This is a genomic window from Streptomyces sp. NBC_01460, assembly GCF_036227405.1.
GTDB lineage: Bacteria > Actinomycetota > Actinomycetes > Streptomycetales > Streptomycetaceae > Streptomyces.
Map to the genome: position 1 here is coordinate 6,968,084 of NZ_CP109473.1, position 21,598 is coordinate 6,989,681.

Below are 21,598 nucleotides of genomic sequence, written 5' to 3' on the forward strand. Positions count from 1 at the left end.
GCCCGGTCCGGGACGCCGCGTGGACAGCGAGAGAACGGACTGAAACGCTCCGGATCCGGGCACCCGCCCCGGCGTCCCCCACGAGCGGGACGTCCGCGAGGAGAGAGAGCGAGCATGACGACCGTGCAGCTGACCGACGCCGGACTCCGCCACATGACCCGGGCCGTGGACCTGGCCGCGGAAGCCCTCGACGCCGGTGACGAGCCCTTCGGCTCGGTCCTGGTGAACGCCGCGGGGGAGGTCCTGCGGGAGGCCCGCAACCTCGTCCGCACCTCCGGTGACGAGACCCAGCACCCGGAGTTCGAGCTGGCCCGCTGGGCGGCGGAGCACCTGGACCCGCGGGAACGGCCCCTGTGCGTGGTGTACACCTCCGGTGAGCACTGCCCGATGTGCGCGGCGGCGCACGGCTGGGTGGGCCTCGGGAAGATCGTCTACGCCCATTCCTCGGCAGAGCTCACCCAGTGGCTCGGCGAACTCGGCGTCGCACCGCCGGCGGTGGTCCCGCTGGATATCAGGTCCGTCGTGCCGGGCCTGGAGGTGCAGGGACCGGTCCCGGCCTTCACCGACCGGATGCGTGCGATGCACCGTGAGCTCCGCACGGGGGCCGGGCACCGCCCCTGACCCGCGCGTCCGGCCGCCTGCCCCAGGTGGTCCCGTACTCCGCGGGCCCGCTCCCTGCTCGTATCCTCGGCGCATGACGTCAGGCACCATCGGCGGCGGCCCGGACCACGTCACGCTCCGCCAGGTCCTCGCCCACGACGAGGACGGCGTCCTGCGCCTCCTGCTCGCCCCGGCGGGGCAGGACCCCGTGGTCCACGGCGTGATCATCGGAGACGAAGGGGCGGCGCACCCGCACGGCGGGCGGATCGTGCTGGCGGCGGGGCTCCCGCCGGATCCGACGGCCGCCCCCGCCGCCGTGCGGGAGGCCGCCCGGCGCGGCGCCGCCGCCGTCGTGCTGCGGGAGGCGGAGGGCGTGCCCGTACCGGCCGAGGCCCTCGCGGCGGCCGAGGAGTGCGGCATCGCGCTGCTCGCCCGGGCCGCGTGGGCGGACTGGGGCGACACCCTCGCGCTGCTGCGGTCCGCGTCGGCCTTCGCGTCGGCGGGCCGCGGCGACCTCATGGCGGACTCCGCTGCCGACGGAGGGCTCCCGGCTCTCGCCTCGGCCACCGCCCGTCAACTCCGCGGCTCGATCACGGTGGAGGACACCCGGTTCCGCGTGCTGGCCCACTCCGCGACAGGTCCGGACGCGGACGGGGTGCGCCGGTCCACGATCCTGGGCGGCCGGGTCCCCGACGGACGCGTCGCCGAACTGCGCCGCAGCGGACTGCTGCGCACCCTCTGGACCTCCCAGGACGTCATCCACCGGGCCGCCGACGGCGACAGCCCCGAACGCCTCGTCGTCGCCGTCCGCAGCGGCGGCGAGATGCTGGGCTCGTTGTGGGCGGCGGCCGACGGCCGGCGGCTCTCGCCCGACGCGGCCCAGGTGCTGCGCCGTGCCGCCGCCCTCGCCGTGCCCCACCTGCTCCGGCACCGGCTGCGCGAGAGCGGCACCGTGCGGCGCGAGGCGTACGCCCTGCGCGGACTGCTGCACGCGGACGGTGACCGGCGCGCCCACCTGTGGTCGCTCGGCCTTCCGCCCGACACCCCGTGCGCCGTCGTCGTCGCCGTACGCGGTGACGCCGAAGGGGCGGGGGCCGACCGCACCCTGGAGGCGCTCGCCGTCCAGGCCACCGTGTCGCGGTCCACGGCGCGTGCTCTGCGTGAACAGGACCAGGTCGCCGTGCTGCTGCCCGTGGGCGACGACACCGACGGCCGGCGCGAGGCCCTCGCCCTGGCCCGGGAGCTCGACGCGCTGGCGGCCGGCATCCCGGACACGGCACCCGTCTGGATCGGCGTGGGACAGACCGTACGGTCGGGGCTGGATGCCTCGCTGTCGTACGGGACGGCCCTGCTGGTCGTCCGCGCACTGCGCGAGCGGGAGGCCCGAGGGCGCGACCCCCGCCCCGTACGCCACGCCGGCCCCGGTGACGTCGGGCAGACGATCGACGCCCTGCACCTGCTCGACGCGGTGCGCCCGGTGTGGGAGGCGGGCGCGGGTCCCGTGCACGAGCTGATCCGCGCGGACCTCGCCACGGGCGGTGACCTGGTGCGTTCCCTCGCGGCCTATCTGGAGACCGCCGGGGACGTCCCGGGGGCCGCCAGGCGCCTGACGCTGCACCCGAACACCCTCCGGTACCGGCTGCGGAGGGTCCGTGAGCGCTTCGGCCTCGACCTCGACGACCCCGACACCCGGCTGGTCCTGACCCTGGCGGTGCGACTCACGGGAGTGATTTGAGGGGGTTCGGGGCAGTGCTCGTCCGACCGGCCAAGATGCAGGTGCCGCTTTGTCCCGGGCGACGAAGACGGGCAAGGGGTGCGGGGGTCAGCCTTTCCCCGTACCGCCACGCCGCGCGCACACCCGTGGCGCAGCCCTCACCGGAAAGGCCCTCGTGACACCTCCCAGCGACCTCCCCCCGGAACCTGCCGACCCTTCCCCGGAGCCTGCCGACCTCTCACCGGCACAGCGTGTCTCCGCCGTGCTGCGCCGGGCCGTCGCCACCGGACTCCTCTCGGAGGAACAGCCGGTTGCCGGCTTCCTCGACACCGAGGGGATCCGCGCCTCGGTCGGGAGCCTCGACGCCGCCTTCGCCGCCGCCCCCGACGTGCTCCACACCTTCGCCGTCAAGGCCGCCTCCCTGGTCCCCGTCCTCCGGCTGCTCGCCGGGCTCGGCATGGGCTGCGAGGTGGCGAGCCCGGGGGAGCTGCGCATCGCGCTCGACGCCGGGGTCGAGCCCTCGCGCATCGTCCTCGACTCGCCCGCCAAGACACGGCAGGAGATCAGCGAGGCACTCGCCCGGGGCGTCGCGGTCAACGCCGACAACCTCGACGAGCTGCGCCGCTTCGACGCGCTCCGTCCGGCGCACAGCGCGTCGGTCGTCGGACTGCGCGTCAACCCCCAGGTCGGAGGCGGTTCCATCGGGGCGATGAGCACCGCGACCGCGACCTCGAAGTTCGGGGTCGCCCTGCGCGACCCGGGTGCGCGCGAGCGCGTCGTGCGCGCCTTCGCCGAACGCCCGTGGCTGACCCGGCTCCACGCCCACGTCGGCTCCCAGGGATGCCCGCTGGAACTCATCGCCGAGGGCGTCGCGGAGGCGTACCGGCTGGCCGAGGAGATCAACCGGACGCTGGGCGGTCGGCAGATCACGAGCCTCGACATCGGCGGCGGGCTGCCCGTCAACTTCGACGACGACGAGACGCGCCCGTCCTTCGCCGAGTACACCCGGGCGCTCCTCGCGGCCGTCCCGGACCTCTTCGACGGCCGCTACGCGCTCGTCACCGAGTTCGGCCGCTCCCTGCTCGCCAAGAACGGGTTCATCGGCGCCCGTGTCGAGTACACCAAGGAGGCCGGCGGCCGGCGCATCGCCGTCACCCACGCGGGAGCGCAGACCGCCACGCGCACCGTCCTGATGCCCGAGGCGTGGCCGCTGCGGGTCGGGGCCTTCGACGCCGAGGGCGGCCCCCGGACCGGCGCGCCGCTGCGCCAGGACATCGCGGGTCCGTGCTGCTTCGCGGGTGACGTCGTCGCCCACGGCCAGGAACTGCCGGAACTCGCGGAGGGTGACCTCGTCGTCCTGTACGACACCGGCGCCTACTACTTCTCGACGCACTGGGCGTACAACAGCCTGCCGCGGCCCGCGGTCCACGGCTTCGTGGCCGGGCGGGACGGCGGCGTACGGCTGACGACGGTCCGCACCGCGCAGACGCTCGACGAGATCGCGGCGGAGAGCGGCCTCGCCCACGCCGACGCGCTGGTGTCCTTGGGAGCGGCCGACGAGTCCTGAGGCGCCGTCAGTTCCCGTACCGGTCGTGCCTACGGCACCCGCGCGGTCCACTCCTCCGTGGCGAACTTCGTCTGCACCAGCTCCTCGGCCCGGGCCAGCTCCTCCGTCGTGACCGCGCCGGTGGTCAGCCCGTAGCGGTCACGGAAGGAGGCGATCATGTTCTCGATCACCTGCTCCCGGGCGAGGCCCGTCTGGCGGCGGAGCGGGTCGACGCGCTTCTTGGCGCTCCTGGTGCCCTTGTCCGACATCTTCTCCTTGCCGATGCGGAGGACCTCCAGCATCTTGTCGGCGTCGATGTCGTAGGACATGGTCACGTGGTGCAGGACGGCTCCGGGGCCGCCGTCGGGGCCGACCATCCGCTTCTGGGCGGCGCCCGCGATCTTTCCGGCATCGGTGGCGATGTCGTTGAGGGGCTGGTACCAGGCCTTGATGCCCATGTCACCCAGCGCGCCCAGGACCCAGTCGTCGAGGTAGGCGTAGCTGTCGGCGAAGGAGAGGCCCGAGACCAGCGACTCCGGCACGGACAGCGAGTACGTGATCGTACTCATGGGTTCCACGAACATGGCTCCGCCACCGGACACGCGCCGGACCACCGACATGCCGTGCTTCGCCACCCCTTCGGGGTCCACCTCGTTCCGCAGCGACTGGAAGCTGCCGATGACCACGGCGGGCGAGGCCCATTCCCAGACGCGCAGCGTGGGCGCCCGCCGCCCGGCGGCCACCTCCGCGGTGAGGACCTCGTCCAGTGCCATGTGCAGGGCCGGGGCCTGCGGCTCCATGTGCACCAACTGCCAGTCGTAGTCGCTCCACTCGGTCGCATGACCCAGGGCGCGCCGGACCGCGGTGCCGACGCCCTCCGCGGTCAGTCCGAGCATGACGGTCGACTCCGGCAGTGCCGCCGTGATCCGGGCCGCCAGGCCGGGGGAGTCCGTGGAGGAAGGGGCGCCCTCCAGGGCCCTGTTGATCGAGAGGATCGCCTCGTCGGGCTCCAGGAAGAAGTCCCCGGCGACACGCACGTCGCGGAGGACGCCTCCTTCGACGTCCAGATCCACGACGACAAGCTTGCCGCCGGGCACCTTGTACTCGCCATGCACGGCTTCGTTCCCTTCCCGTGCGCGGCGTGGGTCCCGAGCCTGCTGCTCCGGCATCCGGATGAACGCGCACATGCGTCGTATTGCACCTTAATGCGCCCTCGGTGCACGGGGGCGTGACCGGTACGCGTGGCCGTGGCGCCCGGAGTGCGCCCGGGGCCGCGCGGACAGAGCCCGCCGACCCGCCAGGGGCCGCGCGGACAACTGCCGCCGACGCCGTCAGTCGGCCTTCCTGAACAGCTCCGACATCTGGTCCCCGGTCTCGTGGCGCAGCAGCCCGGTCGAGTCCGTCCCGACCAGACCGACCCGCTCGGCGAGTTCCCGGCCGTGGACGTCGACGGCGGCCTCGATGAGCTCGGCGAGTGAGTCCAGGGCGCTGCGGGCGCGGGAGCGGCCCACCGCCCCGCAGCCGAGGGCGATCAGCGCGGCCGGCCACCACCAGAAGGCGAGCAGCGCGTAGCCCACGGCCCAGGCGGTGAGACGGGCCGCCGCGTCGAAGGAGGTGCGTACCGAGCGGATCTGCTGCCCGGTCGGGTCCGCGAGGATCAGCCACAGGCGCGGCCACAGTGCGGCGAGGTCCATGCCGTAGGCCGCTTGGACGCGGTCCGCCGCCGCCTGCATGCGGTCGCCGTACCAGGTGGGCCGCACGGGTTCGCGGACAGCGACACGGTCGCGGGCGGCGGTGAGGGCCTGGATCCGTCGCTCGCTCCGGGGTGCGACCGTCACGCCTTCGCCGTCCTCGGCGGCGAGGGGGGTGGCTCGGCGGAACGCAGCCTCCAGCTCCCCGTCCCGGCGCCGCCACTTACGCCTGCGCCGGTCCACGAGGGCGTACGACAGCGGGTCCCGGGCGGAGCGCAGCCAGTACAGCTGGATCGCGCTGCCGAGGAACTGCGCGGCGAGTGAGGCCGCCGCGCCGGCGAGCAGGGCCCCCGCGACCAGGAGTACGGCGGTGCCGGTCCGGTCCATCGCGGGGCGCGCGGCGAGTTCGTCCAGGGTGGTGCGCAGCCGATCGAGGTCGTGCCAACGACGGTGTCCCAGCTCGGTGCCGGCGGCGGCGACGGCGAGGAAGAGGGCGCCGGGCAGCACCAGCAGGTTCAGCCAGCGCTCGGTGAGCTTGGTGCCCATGGTGGCGAGGAGCGGGTTCATGCGGTCGGGAGGGCCGGGGCGGTCACGACGCCGATCGCGACGCGGGTCACGACGCCGGCTCCAGACGGGTCTTGCGCATGCGGTCGCCGTTGATGGCGCAGGGCGGGGCAGGGCGGAGGTCACCGGCCCGTTCGAGCCTGCTGCAGCGTATCGGCCCGGGGCACACGGCCACCTTGACGTGCACCCGGAGGCCTGGGGGTCGGGTGCTTCGAGCGCGGGCGAGCAGCCCGTTCGCGTACCCGGCCCGGCGCAAGGCCTGGTCGAGGACGTCGTAGGCGGCCGTCAGGTCGGCGGCGCCCGCCTCCGACCGCAGCAGGGCCGCCGCGCCGTCCGCTGCCGCCTGCACCTCCGGCATCCGCCGCAGCTCGCCCGGCGAACCGAGCAGGGCGCACAATTCGGCTGTCCTGAGGGCCAGTTCGCCGCCGTCGGAGAGTTCAGTCATGGTCCAATTGTGCCGGAGAGCGGGCAGAGCCAAGGGTGAGTCGCCGCAGGACCCGGAGCCGACGACGGGGAGACCGAGAGCGTGAGGGACGAACGGGGTCATCTCCTCCAGGCGATGCGTGACCGTCTCGCGCGCGCCACGACGGCGGACGGCCGGGTGGACGGGGACGTGGTGTTCGCCCCGGAGGCCGACGCCGAACTCCGCTCGCTGCTCAGCGCCGTCGACACGGCGACCGACCTGGAGGCCCGGCACGCCGCCGGCTGGCTCGCCGTGGCCCGGGTGTCGGCTCTCCCCGGTGAACGGGCCGGAGTCCACCGGGCCATGGCCGGCATCCTCCTCTTCCCGGTCTGGACGCACGATCCCCAGCTCGTGCCACCGGTGCTGGCAGCCGCTTTCGACCGCACCGACCCCCACGAGCGCCCCGACCCGGAGAGCGCCGACGGCCCCGCCGAGTGGTCGGCCGAGTGCGTCGCGTCCATGATCGCGGCGGAGGGGGAGCAGTACGATCCGCCACCGGACGCCCCCGAAGGCATCCGCCGGCTGTACGAGTTGGCCGTACGGGCGGCCGCCAAGGCGCCCTCGCGTGAGGCGCTGCTCGACACCGGGCTCGCGATGGGCATCCTCGCCGTCGCGGCGACACCCGAGCACGACCCGGCCTACGAGGACCGGTGCGCCGATCTGCGACACGCCTTCACCCTCGCCGGCCGGCACCGGGCGGACGGCGACGCCCCGAGCCGGAAGGCGGGCGGCACGGACACGGGCCCTCCGGCCGCGGCACCTGCCGTCCGTGGCACCGAGGCGGCGATCGTCCTCGCGTACCGCGCACTCAAGCGCATGCCGGCCGGGTCCGCCGGCCGGATCCACGCCCTCAACGACCTCGGCCTCCACTTCCATGAGCGCTACCAGCAGGCGCACGACCCGGACGACCTGGACGAGGCGATCGGCATGGCCCGGGACGTGATCGACCAGCTTCCGGCCGGGAGCCCGCACCTCGCGGGCTGTCTCAGCAACCTGGCGGCGGCCCTGAGCCTGCGGCTGGACCGGTGGGGCGGTGAGCCCGAGGAGTACGACGAGGCGGTGGATCTGGGACGCCGGGCCGCGCTCGTGGACCCGGAGGGGCCAGGGACGTGTCTCAACCTGGGCCTCGCGCTGCTGCACCGGCACCAGCGTCTCGGCCGACCCGGTGACCTGGACGAAGCGGTCGGTGTCCTGACCCGGGCACTCCAGGCGTGCCGGGAGCCCGGACAGCGCACCGGCGTGCTCAACACCCTCGGCAACGCGCTGCGCGCTCGCTTCCTGCTGAAGGGCGATCCCGCCGACCTGGACGGGGCGATCACACATCTGTCCGACGTGCTGGCCACATCCCGGGAGGTGACGGCACGTCACGTGACACGTCTGCTCGTCCCGGCGATGACCTTGTTCACCCGGTACGAGCTCGACCCGGTCCGGAACGGGGTGGATCTGGACGAGGCCCTGGGACTCCTGCGGCGGGCCGAGTCACTCGCCGCACCGGGTCACACGGCCCGGCCGGTCACCTTGAGCGACCTCGGCCGGGTGCTGCAGAGCAGCTACGAACGGTCGGGAGGGCCCGACGAGTTGAACGAGGCCGTGCACGCCTTCCGGGAGTCGGTGGCCCTCACTCCCGAGGGACACGAGATCCTCGGGCTCCGGCTGGTCAACCTGGCCATGGCCTTGGACCTGCGCCATGAACTGACCCAGGCGAGCGAGGACCTGCGGGAAGCCCGCGACTGCCGTCACCGGGCCACCCTGCTGCCCGGACTCGGCGACGCCCATCGCGCGCTGCTGCTGGGCGCGACGGGCCTCGGTCTGCTGGCGGGTGCCGAACGCGACGCGGCACCTGTCGACCGGCTCGACGACGCGATCACCCACTTCAGAGGGGCGCTGGATCTCACCCCGGCCGGCAGCCCGCTGGTGCCCCGGCGGCGTTTCAATCTGGCGGGTGCCCTCCTCGTCCGCCACGACCTCACGCGACGGCGCCGCGACGCGAAGGAGTCGCGCAGGCTGGCCGACGCGGTCGTCGCCGCGTTGCCGCCGGACTCACCCGAACTGCCCGGCGCCCTGACGCTGGCCGCCCGCGCCCGGCGCGCCGGGTCCGCCGCCGCGTGGTCGCCGGTGGTCCGGCAGGAGCTGCTCACGCTGCTCCGCCGCGCGGTCGAGTCCACCCCGCGCGGCCACCCCTGGACCGCGTGGCGGCTCACGCGACTGGGGGAGGCCCTGTGGGACCGGGGTACGGACGCCGAGCGGGCCGAGGCGTCCGACGTGTTCAGGGCCGCGGCCCTGGAGCAGCAGTGCCCGCCCTCGGACCGCTTGTCCGCCGCCCGGGCCTGGGGCCTGTCCTGCGCGGAACGCGGCGATCACGCCCGCGCCCTGGAGGGGTACGAGGTGGCGGTCGATCTGCTGCCCTCCGTCGCTCCCCGTCATCTCGTCCGCGACGACCAGGAGTTCCTCCTGGGCCGGACGGCCGGGCTCGGGGCCGACGCCGCGGCCTGCGCCGTGCGGTGCGGCCGGCCCGGACTCGCGGTGGGTCTGCTCGAACAGGCCAGAGGCGTGATGCTCTCCCACGCCTTCGACACCGACAGTGATCTGACCCGCCTCCGGGAGGCGGCCCCGGACCTCGCCACCCGCTTCGAGGAGCTGCGTGACGCGCTCGACGTCACGACCGGTGACACGCATCCGCGCGGCGGGGACCTCCTCGACGAGGCCGTGGGTGCGCCGCGTGTGCCCGAGGCGGCCCGAGCCGAACTGCGCCGGCGGCTGGCCGCCGAGTGGCAGGAGCTCACCGGGAGGATCCGCACCGAGCACCCCGAGCTCGGCCTGCTGCGTCCGGTGCGGGAGTGGGACGAGCGCGACGTGTGCGCGACGGCCGCGCGCGGGCCCGTGGTCCTGGTCAACGTCTCCTCGCACGGCAGCGACGCGCTGATCGTGACCGAGCGTGCCATCGACTCCGTACCGCTCCCCGAACTCGTCCCGCAGAAGGTGGCGTCGCGCCGGCAGGCGCTCGATGACGCCCTGGCCCGCATCGAGACGCCCGGCACCTCCCGCAAGCAGTCGCTGGGTGCCCAGCAGGCCGTCCGGGAGACGCTGGACTGGCTGTGGCACGGGGCCACCGGCCCCGTCCTCGACCGCCTGGGCATCAGGTCCGTGCCCTCGGGCCCGTGGCCCCGCCTGTGGTGGTCCCCGGGCGGCAGCCTGCGCACCCTGCCGCTGCACGCCGCCGCCCCGGCCGACGGCACACCCGGGGCGCTGGACCGCGTGGTCTCCTCGTACACGCCCACGCTGCGGGCGCTGCACCACGGCAGGCAACGGGTCGCGCGCCCGGCGGACCGTCCGGCGGACGACGGTGTCCTCGTCGTCGCCGTCCCGGACGCCGCCGGGGCAGGCCCCTTGCCGGGCGCGCGCCGCGAGGCGGAGCACCTGTCCCGGTCACTGCCCGGCGCCACGCTGCTGGTGGGGGCGTCCGCGACCCGGTCCGCGGTGGTCTCCGCCCTGCCCCGGCACGCCTGCGTGCACTTCGCCTGCCACGGGCTGGGCGATCCCCGGCGGCCCTCCGACAGCCTGCTCGTCCTGCACGACCACGGCGAACACCCGCTGACCGTGGGCGACCTCTCCCGGCTCCGGCTGCCCGCGGTGCGGCTCGCCTACCTCTCCGCCTGCGACACCCTGCGCACCAGCCCCGAGCTCGCCGACGAGGCGGTCCACCTGGTGAGCGCCCTCCAGATGGCGGGCTTCCCCCACGTCATCGGCTCGCTGTGGCACGTGGACGACACCGTCGGAGCCGACATGGCCGCAGACGTGTACGGGGCCCTGCACACCGGCAACGGTTCGCTGGACGTCTCCCGGACCGCCCACGCCCTGCACACGGCGGTGCGCACCGTGCGCGCGGCGTACCCCGCGACCCCCAGCCTGTGGGCGTGCCAGGTGCATGTGGGCCCCTGAGGGCCAGGGGTGGAACACAGATGCGGAGCATGCAGCTCCGCTTTGTATACGGCCGCGAGGCGCGACGGGGCTGCCGCGTCCCGGCCCGCCAAGCCCTGACGCCCTGCCGTGAGCGGCCGTACCGGTAGTCCTCGCCAGGGGCGTCCGGTGCTCGTTATCCGATCGTCAGGTAAAAGCTGTCCGCTATGTGAGCGGAGGCCTTGCCTTGCGGACTGTATGCGAAATACGGTCTGCGATATTCCTTGATCACCCCTTGGCGGGAGGTAGGCCCCCGTGCGCCGAAAAGCGGTTGCCCTGGTGGCGGTTGCGTTGGTGTCCCTCACCTCGGGCTGCGCGTCGTTGCAGTCCTCGGCGACCGAAGTCGGTGGTGTGCGCATGACCGACGACCGGTCCGTACGCGACGGCGGGACCCTCACCGTCGCCCTCAACTCGGATCCGGACAAACTGGATCCGAGCCTCGCGCAGACCCTGGTGGGCCGCACGGTCTTCGCGGGCATGTGCGAGAAGCTCTACGACATCGACGAGGACGGCACCCTCGTGCCGCAGCTCGCCGCGTCGCTCCCCACCACCTCGGCCGACGGCCGTACGGTCACCATCCAGGTGCGCCCCGGGCTGAAGTTCAGCGACGGGACCCGCATGGACGCCGACGCGGTCGTCACCTCGCTGCTGCGCCACCGCGATCTGCCCGGATCCGCGCGCGGCACCGAACTGGCCCCGGTCGCCGGGGCCGAGGCCACCGGACCGCTCACGGTCCGTCTGACGCTCGACCACTCCTACGTCCCGCTCACCGGTGTGCTCGCCGACCGGGCCGGGATGGTGATGTCACCGGCCGCCCTCAAGAAGTACGGGAAGAACTTCACCAACCACCCGTCCTGCGTCGGCCCCTTCCGCTTCGTCGAACGCGTCGGCGGCGACCGGATCGTGCTCGAGAAGGACCCGAACTACTACGACGCCGACAAGGTCCACCTGGACGGCGTGGTCTACAAGCCGATACCCGACGGCAACGTCAGGCTCGCGAACCTGCGCTCCGGTGACCTCCAGGTCGGCGACCAGATGGCCCCTGTCGACGTACAGAGCGCTCTGACCGAGCCGAAGCTCCAGCTGTTCAATTCGCCCTCGCTCGGCTACCAGGGCATCGGGATCAACGTCGGCAATGTGAAGGGCCTCGGGCAGAAGCCCGGGAAGCTCGACACCCCGCTCGCCCGCGACGTCCGCGTCCGGGAGGCCTTCGAGCTCGCCATCGACCGCGATCTGCTCAACAAGGTCGTCTTCCAGGGCATGTACGAGCCGGCCTGCGGCCCCGTCTCCCCGCAGTCCGCCATCGCCCCCGGCGTCGCGCCGGAGGACTGCCCCCGGCGCGATGTCGACCGGGCGAAGGAACTGCTGAAGGAGGCCGGGGTGAAGACCCCGGTGAAGATCGAGCTGAAGACGTCCACCACCCCGGAGCAGGGGCGGGTCGGCCAGGTGCTCCAGGCGATGGTCAAGGAGGCGGGCTTCGAGCTGTCGCTGCGGCCCACCGAGTACGCCACCATGCTCGCGGAGACCGACGGCGGCGACTACGACGTCTTCACCAGCGGCTGGTCCGGCCGGCTCGACCCGGACGGCAACGTCTCCAACTTCCTCAAGACGGCCGGCGCCATGAACGCCTACGGTCTCGGCGACCCGGAGATCGACAAGCTGATCGCCGAGGGGCGCAGTGTCGCGGACCCCGCCCGGCGCACCCGGATCTACGAAGAACTCACCCGGCGCGTCCAGGACGCCCACGCGCTGATCTACCTCTACCGGCAGAAGAACTACGTCGTCGCCGGCAAGGACATCGCGGGCATCCACGTCTACGGCGACGGACTGGTCCGGGTCAGGAATGCGGGGTACACCCGATGACGAAGTACCTGCTGACGCGCCTGCGTCAGTCCCTCATCACGCTCTTCCTCGTCAGTGTCGTCGTCTTCGCCGGCATCCGGGCGCTGCCCGGCGACCCGGCGCTCGCCCTGGCCGGTGAGGAGCGGAGCCCCGAGGCCCTCGCCGCGATCCGGGAGAGCTACGGACTGAACGACAACGTGGTCATCCAGTACGCGCGGTTCATCGGGCACGCCCTGACCGGCGACCTGGGCACCTCCTCCCGCACCGGACTCCCCGTCGCCGACGCGATCGGGCAGGCCCTGCCCGTCACCCTGGAGCTGGCCGCGCTCTCGCTGCTCCTGGCGATCGTGGTCGGCATCGGCGCCGGCGTGGTCGCCGCCGTGCGGCGCGGGAAGCCGGAGGAGTGGCTCGCCAACGCCATCGCGCTGATCGGCCTCTCCATCCCGACCTTCTGGCTCGGCATCGTGCTCGTCCTCGGATTCGCCATCGCCGTGCCGGTGTTCGCCGCCTCCGGTTACGTGCCCTTCGGCACCGACCCCGTCGACAACCTGCGCCGCATGGTGCTGCCCGCGATCGTGCTCGGCTCCGGCCTCGCCGCCGTCGTGATGCGGCAGACCCGGGCCGCGATGCTCGACTCGCTCTCGGCCGACTACGTACGGACCGCCCGGGCCAAGGGCCTGTCCAAGGGCTCCGCCATCGGCGGACACGCGCTGCGCAACTCGCTGGTCACCGTCGTGACCGTGCTCGGCCTCCAGCTGGGGCACCTGATCTCCGGGGCCGTCGTCACCGAGCAGATCTTCGTCCTCCCCGGTTTCGGCAAGCTCACCATCGACGCCGTCTTCACCCGCGACTACGCGACGCTCCAGGCCGTGGTGCTCTGCACCTCCGCCGCGTACATCCTCATCAACCTGCTGGTCGACGTGGTCTATTCGGTCATCGACCCGCGCATCCGGCTCGGAGGTGCCCGGTGACCACCGCGACCACAGTGCTGCCCACCCCGCCCGAGGCGAGCCGCCGGAAGCCCGGCGGCGGCAAGCTCCGCGCCCTGCGCAGGAACCGGCTCGCCCTCACCGGCGCGGTCATCGCCGCCGTCTTCGTCCTCGCCGCCCTGTTCGCCCCGCTCATCGCCCCGTACGACCCCTCGCAACCGGACTTCGGGAACGTGCTCGCCGAGCCGAGCGCCGCGCACTGGCTCGGTACGGACGACCTCGGCCGCGACCAGCTCTCCCGCATCGTCCACGGCGCCCGCGCGTCCATGCAGGTCGGTCTCGTCGCCGTCGTGCTGGCCTTCCTCGTCGGCGTCCCGCTGGGGCTGCTCGCCGGGTACTACGGCCGCTTCGCGGACACCGCCGTCTCCCGCCTCACCGACACCATGCTGGCCTTCCCCTTCCTGGTGCTCGCCGTCGGACTCGCCGCGATCCTCGGCCCGTCGCTCACCAACGCGACCATCGCCATCGGCATCTCGCAGATCCCCGCCGTCATCCGGATCACCCGCGCCGAGACCCTGCGGCTCAAGCACGTGGACTACGTCGCCGCGGCCGTCGCCAACGGGGGCGGGGACGGCACCGTCCTCTTCCGGCACATCCTGCCCAACGCGACCTCCGCCCTGATCGTCCAGGCGACCGTCGGCATCCCCGCCGCGATCATCGGCGAGGCGCTGCTCAGCTTCCTCGGCCTCGGCGTCCAGCCGCCGGACCCCTCGCTCGGCGTGATGCTCTCCGGGGCCCAGTCCTTCCTGGCGCCCGCGCCCTGGCTGGCCGTCTTCCCCGGCCTCGCGATCGTCGCGGCGACGCTGGCCTTCAACCTGCTCGGTGACGGGCTGCGTGACGTCCTGGACCCCCGAGGAGGGACCCGATGACCGAGACCGTTCTCGAACCCGTGCGGAAGGCGGCGGCCGAGCCGGCGCTGAGCGTGCGCGACCTGTCGGTCTCCTTCCACTCCGACACCCGCACCGTGCACGCGGTCGACGGGGTCTCCTACGACCTCGCGCCGGGCGAAGTCCTCGCCGTGGTGGGGGAGTCGGGCTGCGGCAAGTCCGTCACCTCGATGGCCACCATGGGGCTGCTGCCTCCGACCGCCCGGATCGGCGGTTCGATCAGGCTCGGCGGGCGTGAGCTGGTCGGCGCCTCGGAGAAGGAGCTGCAGAAGGTCCGCGGCAAGGACATCGCGATGATCTTCCAGGAGCCGATGACCTCGCTGAACCCGGTCCTCACCGTCGGCCGGCAGATCGGCGAGGTGCTGCGCCGGCACCAGGGGCTGAGCCGCAAGGAGGCCAGGGCGCGCGCCGTGGAGCTCCTCGAACTCGTCGGCATCCCCGCACCTGCCCGTCGCATCGACGAGTACCCGCACCAGCTCTCCGGCGGCATGCGGCAGCGCGTCATGATCGCCATCGCGGTGGCCTGCGACCCCGCCGTCCTCATCGCCGACGAACCCACGACCGCGCTGGACGTCACCGTCCAGGCCGGCATCCTCGAAGTCCTCCAGTCCCTGCGCGAGCGCCTCGGCACCGCCATCGTCCTGGTCACCCACGACCTCGGGGTCGTCGCCGACGCGGCCGACCGGGTGCTCGTGATGTACGCCGGGCGCGCCGTCGAACAGGCCCCGGTCCACGACCTGTTCGCCTCCGGGCGCCACCCCTACACCCGTGGTCTGCTCGGCGCCGTGTTGCGGCCCGGCGGTGAGGGCAAGCGGCGGCTCCCGGAGATCCCCGGCCTCGTCCCCAGCCTGGACAGCCAGCCCGACGCCTGTACCTTCGCCCCCCGCTGCTCCCGCGCCGACGACACCTGCACGGGCAGCCGCCCCGGCTTCCGCGCCGTCGACCCCGAGGCCGGGGCGGACGCGGCGCACCGGGCCGCCTGCTGGCACCCGTACGCGGGTACCGATGCCGAGGCCGCCCCCGAAACCCCCGCGCGCCCCGAGGCGCGCCCCGACCAGGAGGCCGGAAAGTGACCACCGCACAGGCCGTCCCCGCCCCGCGCGAGGACGACGCCCCGCACCCCCCGGTGCTGGAGATCAGCGGCATGGAACGGCACTTCGGTGCCTCCGGCGGCGGCACCGTCCGGGCCGTCGACGGCGTCTCGATCACCATCGGCCGCGGTGAGGTCGTCGGCCTCGTCGGCGAGTCGGGCAGCGGCAAGTCGACCGTCGGCCGCTGCGCCGTGCGCCTCGACGAACCCACCGCGGGCACCGTCCACATCAACGGCACCGACATCAGCCACCTCTCCCGCCGGGCGCTGCGCCCGCTGCGCAAGGACTTCCACCTGGTCTTCCAGGACCCGTCGTCCTCGCTCGACCCGCGGATGACGGTCGGCCAGATCATCGCCGAGCCCCTCCGGCTCCACGGCCGCGCCCGCGGAGCGGCCGCCCGGGAGCGGGTCGAGCAGCTGCTCGGCCAGGTCGGCCTGCGTCCCGAGCACGCGGACCGGCACCCGCACGAGCTGTCCGGCGGGCAACGCCAGCGGATCTCGATCGCCCGCGCCCTGTCCTGCGACCCCGACCTCGTCGTCGCCGACGAACCCACCTCGGCGCTCGACGTCTCGGTCCAGGCGTCCGTCCTCAACCTCCTGGCCGACCTCCAGCGCGACCGGGGCTTCGGCTGCCTGTTCATCACCCACGACCTGGCCGCCGTCGAGTTCCTCGCCGACCGGATCGCCGTGATGTACCTCGGGCAGATCGTGGAACAGGCGCCGACCGCCGAGCTGTTCGCCGCCCCCAAGCACCCCTACACCCAGGCGCTGCTCTCCGCGGCGCCGGTCCCCGACCCGGTCGCCCAGCGCTCCCGCGAGCGCATCGTGCTGCACGGCGAGCTGCCCAGCCCCCTCGACCCGCCGGCCGGCTGCCGCTTCCACACCCGCTGCCCGCTCGCCGTCGACCGCTGCCGCACCGAGGTCCCCGCCCTGCGGGAGGTCCCCGGCGGCCGGCAGGTCTCCTGCCATCTCGTCGCCGACGACGGCACCGCCCCCGACGCGGCTGCCTGACCCGCCCGCCGGGGTCCCGCCCCCCCGGTACGTACGATCCGCGAACGCCCCGCACCACCGAGACAGCACGCCGCAGCAAGGAGCCGTATCCGTGTTCACCACCCGCCCCACCCTCCAGGGCACCTTCGGCATGGTGTCCTCCACCCACTGGCTCGCCTCGCAGTCCGCGATGGCCGTCCTGGAGGACGGCGGCAACGCCTACGACGCGGCCGTCGCCGCCGGATTCGTCCTGCACGTCGTCGAGCCGCACCTCAACGGCCCGGCCGGTGAGGTCCCGATGATCCTCGCGCCGAAGGACGGCGACATACAGGTGCTGTGCGGCCAGGGCCCCGCCCCCGCAGGCGCCTCCGCCGCGTACTACCGCTCGCTCGGCCTCGACCTGGTGCCCGGCACCGGACCGCTCGCCGCCGCCGTGCCCGGCGCCTTCGACGCCTGGATGCTGTTGCTGCGCGACCACGGGACCAAGACCCTCGCCGAGGTCCTGAGGTACGCCATCGGATACGCCGAGGACGGCCACGCCCCCGTCGAGCGCGTCGGCCAGACCGTGGAGACCGTCCGCGAGCTCTTCGAGACCGAGTGGCCGACCTCCGCCGAGGTCTACCTCCCCGGCGGCACGTCGCCCGAACCGGGCAAGCTCTTCCGCAACCCCGCCCTCGCCGCGACCTGGCGCCGTCTGACGACCGAGGCCGAGGAGGCGGGCGGCGAGGACCGCGCCGCGCAGATCGACGCCGCCCGCGCGATATGGCGCACCGGATTCATCGCCGAGGCACTGGTCCGCCAGGCCGCCGTTCCCACCATGGACACCAGCGGGACCCGCCACACCGGCACCCTCACCGCCGCCGACCTCGCGGACTGGTCCGCGTCGTACGAGGCACCCGCCACCTACGACTGGAACGGCTGGACGCTCGCCAAGGCGGCCGGCTGGAGCCAGGGCCCGGCCTTCCTCCAGCAGCTCGCCCTCCTCCCGGCCGAGCTCCCGGCGTACGGCTCCGCCGACTACGTCCACCTGCTCGTCGAGGGCTGCAAGCTCGCCATGGCCGACCGGGAGGCGTGGTACGGCGATGCCACCGATGTGCCACTGGAGACGCTGCTCTCGGGGACGTACAACGACGAACGCCGCGCCCTGATCGAGGACACCGCCTCCCTGGAGCTGCGCCCCGGCAGCCCCGGTGGCCGCACCCCGGTCCTCAGCGCCCACGCCCACGCCGTCGCCTCCGGAGAATCCGGCTTCGACGCCATGGGCATCCCGGTCGCCGGCGCGGGCGAGCCGACCGTGGCCAAGGAGGGCGCGGGCGAGCCCACGGCCACCGTGGACCGTGCGGGCGAGCCGACCGTGGCCGAGGACGGGGCGACCAGGGGGGACACCTGCCACCTCGACATCGTCGACCGCTGGGGCAACATGATCGCCGCCACGCCCAGCGGCGGGTGGCTCCAGTCCAACCCGGTCGTGCCCGAGCTGGGCTTCCCGCTCGGCACCCGCCTGCAGATGGCCTGGCTCGACGAGGGACTGCCGAACACGCTGACCCCGGGCCGTCGCCCGCGCACCACGCTGACCCCGTCCCTCGCCCTGCGCGACGGTGTCCCCGTCATGGCGTTCGGCACCCCCGGCGGCGACCAGCAGGACCAGTGGCAGCTGCACTTCTTCCTCGCGGTCGCGCTGCGCCCCGAGGTCCGCGGCGGCCTCGACCTCCAGGGCGCCATCGACGCCCCGAACTGGCACAACGACAGCTTCCCCGGATCCTTCTTCCCCCGTGGGATGCGCCCGGGCAGCGTCACCGTCGAGGAGGGCATCGACCCGGAGGTGGTCGCGGAACTGCGCCGCCGGGGCCATGACGTGACGGTCGGCGACCCGTGGTCCGAGGGCCGCATGTGCGCCGTCGCCCGGGACCCGGAGACCGGCGTCCTCTCCGCCGCGGCCAACCCGCGCGGGATGCAGGGGTACGCCGTCGGCCGCTGACCACCTGCCCGGGGTGAACCCGGCGGGCCGTGCTTAGCTGGAGTCATGATCGATGACTTCCTGTACGGGACCGCCGGGCACGCCGGGGCGACGGCCGAGGTGGAGGCGGTGGTCCGGGCGGCGGCCGCCGCCGAGATCATGCCGCGCTACCGGCAGCTGGCCGCCCACGAGATCGTCGAGAAGAGCGGGCCGCACGACCTGGTCACGGCCGCGGACCGGCTCGCCGAGGAGTACCTGACCGAGGCCCTCACCCGGCTGCTGCCCGGCTCCGTCGTCGTCGGCGAGGAGGCGGTCCACGCCGACCCCGCGGTCTACGACGCGCTCGGCGGTGACGCCCCCGTGTGGATCGTCGACCCGGTCGACGGGACCCGCCAGTTCGTCCACGGCCAGCCCGGCTTCTGCACCCTGGTGGCACTCGCCCGGCACGGAGAGGTGTACGCCTCGTGGACGTACGCCCCCGTCCTCAACGAGATGGCCGTCGCCGTACGGGGCCGGGGCGCCACGCTCAACGGCACGACGGTGCGCAGCGGTTCGCCCGCGCCCGGCGCGGTGCTCAAGGTGGCCATGTCCCACCCCGACTACACCACGGACGCCCAGAAGCGTGCCCTGCTGGGCCTGCGCACCGAGGGCATCGACGCCCGCGCGTGCGGTTCGGCGGGCCTGGAGTACCTCGCCGTCGCCTGCGGGGCGCAGGACGCGGTCGCCTTCAACTGGGAGCTCGCCTGGGACCACGCCGCGGGGCTGCTCCTCGTCTCCGAGGCCGGGGGCACCGAGTCGACGCTCTCCGGCGAGCCGTACCGCATCACCGGCGGGAACGACCTGCCGTTCACCGCGGCCAGGGACCGGGCGACGGCGGACCGGATCCTGCGCGCGCTGCGCGGCCCGGACGCCGGCTGATCAGCCGGCGTCCAGGACGGCCACGACGTCGCGGACGATGCCGGCCGCCTCCTCCACCGCGTGCGCGTCCAGGCCGCGCAGGGCCGAAGAGACCCGGCCCGTGAAGTCCGCCGGCGTGTCCGGCAGGGCGGCGGCCGAAGCGAGCGCGCCCTTCTCGTTGAGGCACCAGGCGCGGTGGTGGGCGTGCAGGGCCTGGGCGAGGACCCCGAAGGCCTTCGACAGACAGAGGGCGACATGGAGCGTGTCCCCGGACGGTGCCGACTTGCGGGCGGAGGCCACGGAGAAGTCCGCCTCCCACGCCGCGTCGGTCAGGGCGCGGCGCAGCGGCTCGGGGTAGGTGCGCGTCGCCTCCTGAAGAGACGTCAGGACACCGCGCGGGTCCTCGATCACGTGGGCCAGGGCGACCTCACCCACGTAGCAGGAGGACCAGAAGCCCAGCGGGTGACCGGGCTGGATCCCCACCTCGAAGCGGCCCTCCCGGCAGTCCGACCACACGGACTCCACCCGGTCCAGATCGCGCAGGATCCAGTCCACGGCGACGCCGTCCACCGTCAGCCACGCCCCGCCGTTCACCCAGGGCCCCCACCCGCCGGGCCCCGCGACCTCGACCGGCGTCCCCTGGGCCTCGGAGGCCAGCGCGGTGAGGGCCGCCAGGTCCGGGGCGCCTCGGTAGTAGAGGCCCAGGTCCCAGTCGGAATCGGGGCGGTGGGTGCCACGGGCCCGGCTTCCGCCCAGGACCACGGCCTCGACACCGGGCACCCGGGCGAGCCGGGAGGCCATCGCGGCGACGGTCGGTGAGGGTGCACACGCGTTGTTCATCGGGCGGGAGGTTACCCGGGCGCCCGTTGTCGGCGCGCGCGAATATCCTGGGTGCCCTGGCCATCGGCTGACGAAGGAGTCCGAAGGTGCCATCGATGCTGGATGCCGTCGTCGTGGGGGCGGGCCCCAACGGGCTGACGGCCGCGGCCGAACTGGCCCGCCGTGGCTTCGCCGTAGAGGTGTTCGAGGCGGGGGAGACCGTCGGGGGCGGGGCCCGCACCGAGGAGCTGACCCTTCCCGGCTTCCGCCACGACCCGTGTTCCGCCGTGCACCCGCTGGGCATCGGATCCCCGGCCTTCAAGGCGATGCCGCTCGCCCGGCACGGCCTCGAATGGCTCCAGGCCCCGCTGTCGCTCGCCCATCCCTTCCCGGACGGCTCCGCGGCGGTGCTCACCCGGTCCGTCGGGGAGAGCGCCATGTCGCTGGGCCCGGCGGACGCGGGCGCCTACCGCAGACTTGTCGCGCCCTTCACCGGCCACTGGGACACGCTCGCCGCCGACTTCCTGCGCACCCCGTGGGACGGTCTGCCCCGCGATCCGTACCGCTGGGCGCGCTTCGGCCTCGACGCCGTCCAGCCGGCCACCCTGCTCTCCCGGCGGTTCAGCGGGGAGAAGGCGCGCGGTCTGATCGCCGGGCTCGCCGGGCACGCCATCGCGCCGGCGAGCGGCTTCGCCACGGGAGGGATCGCCCTGCTCTTCGCGCTCGCGGCGCACGAGAACGGCTGGCCCGTGCCGCGAGGCGGCTCGCAGGCGGTCTCGGACGCCCTGGCCTCCTTCCTGCGTGAGCAGGGCGGCGTGATCCGCACGGGCGTCGAGGTCAAGCGTCTCGACGAGCTCCCGCCCGCCCGCGCGTACGTCTTCGACACCTCGCCGACCGCCCTCGCGCGGATCGCCGGGCTCGGCGGCGCCTACGACCGCTACCGCTACGGCCCCTCCTGCTTCAAGATCGACTACGCGCTGTCGGGCCCGGTGCCCTGGACGGCGGAGGAGGCCCGGCGGGCCGGCACGGTCCATGTCGGCCCCACCGCGGCCGAGATCGACGCGTCCCTGCGCGCCGCGGTGGCGGGCCGTGATCCGGGTGTCCCCTTCCTGATCACCTCGCAGCCCAGCATCGTCGACCCGGGCCGCGCCCCCGAGGGCCGTCACGTCTTCTGGGTGTACGGGCACGTACCGGCGGGCTGGGAGGGGGACGCCACCGAGGTCATCGAGCGCCAACTGGAGCGGTTCGCCCCCGGGTTCCGCGATCTCGTCCTGGCGCGCGCGGTCGCCGGGCCGCCCCGGCTCGCCGCCCGCAACGCCAACTACGTCGGCGGCGACATCGCCACCGGGGCGTTCGCCGGACTGCAGACGGTGCTCCGGCCCAAACTCGCACGCGTGCCGTACGCCACCGCCCACCCCGCGGTCTTCCTCTGCTCGTCGGCCACCCCGCCCGGCCCGGGCGTGCACGGCATGTCCGGACACCACGCGGCGAAGGCGGTGTGGCGGCGACTGAGGGCGCGGTGAGCGGCGGAGAGTACGGACCGCGGGGGCGCCGGCACCGCCGTACGCCCGCCGTTGCCCTCACGGGGATAC

General features: G+C 74.0%; 16 protein-coding genes. 12 read left to right on the forward strand and 4 right to left on the reverse strand.

Translation table 11 applies throughout. The features are described 5' to 3' along the window. Nucleotides 1-114: 114 nt before the first annotated feature. The 3 genes from OG488_RS31395 to OG488_RS31405 all read left to right on the forward strand — a co-directional run bounded on the left by OG488_RS31395 (nt 115) and on the right by OG488_RS31405 (nt 3,881). The gene (locus OG488_RS31395) at nt 115-621 is read left to right on the forward strand and encodes a nucleoside deaminase (protein ID WP_329235075.1); all 507 of its coding nucleotides are present in this window, start codon (nt 115-117) and stop codon (nt 619-621) included. 73 nt (nt 622-694) lie between these two features. After that, nucleotides 695-2,335, forward strand: a complete 1,641-nt coding sequence (locus OG488_RS31400; RefSeq protein ID WP_329235077.1) for a PucR family transcriptional regulator — start codon at nt 695-697, stop codon at nt 2,333-2,335. Between the two features lie 154 nt (nt 2,336-2,489). Beyond that, entirely contained in the window at nt 2,490-3,881 is a 1,392-nt protein-coding gene (locus OG488_RS31405) for a diaminopimelate decarboxylase (protein WP_329235080.1), read from the forward strand. 29 nt (nt 3,882-3,910) lie between these two features. Here the strand turns inward: OG488_RS31405 and OG488_RS31410 are convergent, their stop codons facing one another. The 3 genes from OG488_RS31410 to OG488_RS31420 form a co-directional block, all read right to left on the reverse strand. After that, a complete protein-coding gene (locus OG488_RS31410) occupies nt 3,911-4,975 on the reverse strand; it encodes a lipoate--protein ligase family protein (protein ID WP_329235083.1) in 1,065 nt (354 codons plus the stop codon). Between the two features lie 216 nt (nt 4,976-5,191). After that, a complete protein-coding gene (locus tag OG488_RS31415; protein ID WP_329235086.1) occupies nt 5,192-6,118 on the reverse strand; it encodes a hypothetical protein in 927 nt (308 codons plus the stop codon). Nucleotides 6,119-6,164: 46 nt separating this feature from the next. Beyond that, nucleotides 6,165-6,560, reverse strand: a complete 396-nt coding sequence (locus OG488_RS31420) for a hypothetical protein (protein ID WP_329235088.1) — start codon at nt 6,558-6,560, stop codon at nt 6,165-6,167. Between the two features lie 81 nt (nt 6,561-6,641). Here OG488_RS31420 and OG488_RS31425 point away from each other — a divergent pair, with 81 nt between their 5' ends. The 8 genes from OG488_RS31425 (at nt 6,642) to OG488_RS31460 (ending at nt 19,208) form a co-directional block, all read left to right on the forward strand. Continuing rightward, on the forward strand, nt 6,642-10,517 hold the full coding sequence (locus OG488_RS31425; RefSeq protein WP_329235091.1) for a CHAT domain-containing protein: 3,876 nt from the start codon (nt 6,642-6,644) through the stop codon (nt 10,515-10,517). 375 nt (nt 10,518-10,892) lie between these two features. After that, on the forward strand, nt 10,893-12,398 hold the full coding sequence (locus OG488_RS31430; protein WP_329235094.1) for an ABC transporter substrate-binding protein: 1,506 nt from the start codon (nt 10,893-10,895) through the stop codon (nt 12,396-12,398). Then, on the forward strand, nt 12,395-13,348 hold the full coding sequence (locus OG488_RS31435) for an ABC transporter permease (RefSeq protein ID WP_329235096.1): 954 nt from the start codon (nt 12,395-12,397) through the stop codon (nt 13,346-13,348). Before OG488_RS31430 ends, OG488_RS31435 begins: the two co-directional genes overlap by 4 nt. After that, entirely contained in the window at nt 13,345-14,235 is an 891-nt protein-coding gene (locus tag OG488_RS31440) for an ABC transporter permease (RefSeq protein ID WP_403910437.1), read from the forward strand. The genes OG488_RS31435 and OG488_RS31440 overlap by 4 nt, the downstream gene beginning before the upstream one ends. Continuing rightward, the gene (locus OG488_RS31445) at nt 14,232-15,326 is read left to right on the forward strand and encodes an ABC transporter ATP-binding protein (RefSeq protein WP_329235099.1); all 1,095 of its coding nucleotides are present in this window, start codon (nt 14,232-14,234) and stop codon (nt 15,324-15,326) included. Before OG488_RS31440 ends, OG488_RS31445 begins: the two co-directional genes overlap by 4 nt. Before the next feature lie 71 nt (nt 15,327-15,397). After that, complete coding sequence (locus OG488_RS31450; RefSeq protein WP_329239143.1) at nt 15,398-16,354, forward strand: ABC transporter ATP-binding protein; 957 nt, start codon at nt 15,398-15,400, stop codon at nt 16,352-16,354. Nucleotides 16,355-16,445: 91 nt separating this feature from the next. Next, the gene (locus OG488_RS31455; RefSeq protein WP_329235102.1) at nt 16,446-18,311 is read left to right on the forward strand and encodes a gamma-glutamyltransferase family protein; all 1,866 of its coding nucleotides are present in this window, start codon (nt 16,446-16,448) and stop codon (nt 18,309-18,311) included. Between the two features lie 45 nt (nt 18,312-18,356). Beyond that, nucleotides 18,357-19,208 (forward strand): inositol monophosphatase family protein, encoded by an 852-nt coding sequence (locus OG488_RS31460; protein ID WP_329235105.1) that lies wholly within the window; start codon nt 18,357-18,359, stop codon nt 19,206-19,208. Here OG488_RS31460 and OG488_RS31465 read toward each other — a convergent pair whose 3' ends face one another. Further along, on the reverse strand, nt 19,209-20,027 hold the full coding sequence (locus OG488_RS31465; protein ID WP_329235108.1) for a nucleotidyltransferase domain-containing protein: 819 nt from the start codon (nt 20,025-20,027) through the stop codon (nt 19,209-19,211). It abuts the gene before it with no gap. 86 nt (nt 20,028-20,113) lie between these two features. Here OG488_RS31465 and OG488_RS31470 point away from each other — a divergent pair, with 86 nt between their 5' ends. Continuing rightward, nucleotides 20,114-21,529: a phytoene desaturase family protein gene (locus tag OG488_RS31470; protein WP_329235110.1), complete on the forward strand. Its 1,416-nt coding sequence runs from the start codon at nt 20,114-20,116 to the stop codon at nt 21,527-21,529. Nucleotides 21,530-21,598: the final 69 nt, after the last annotated feature.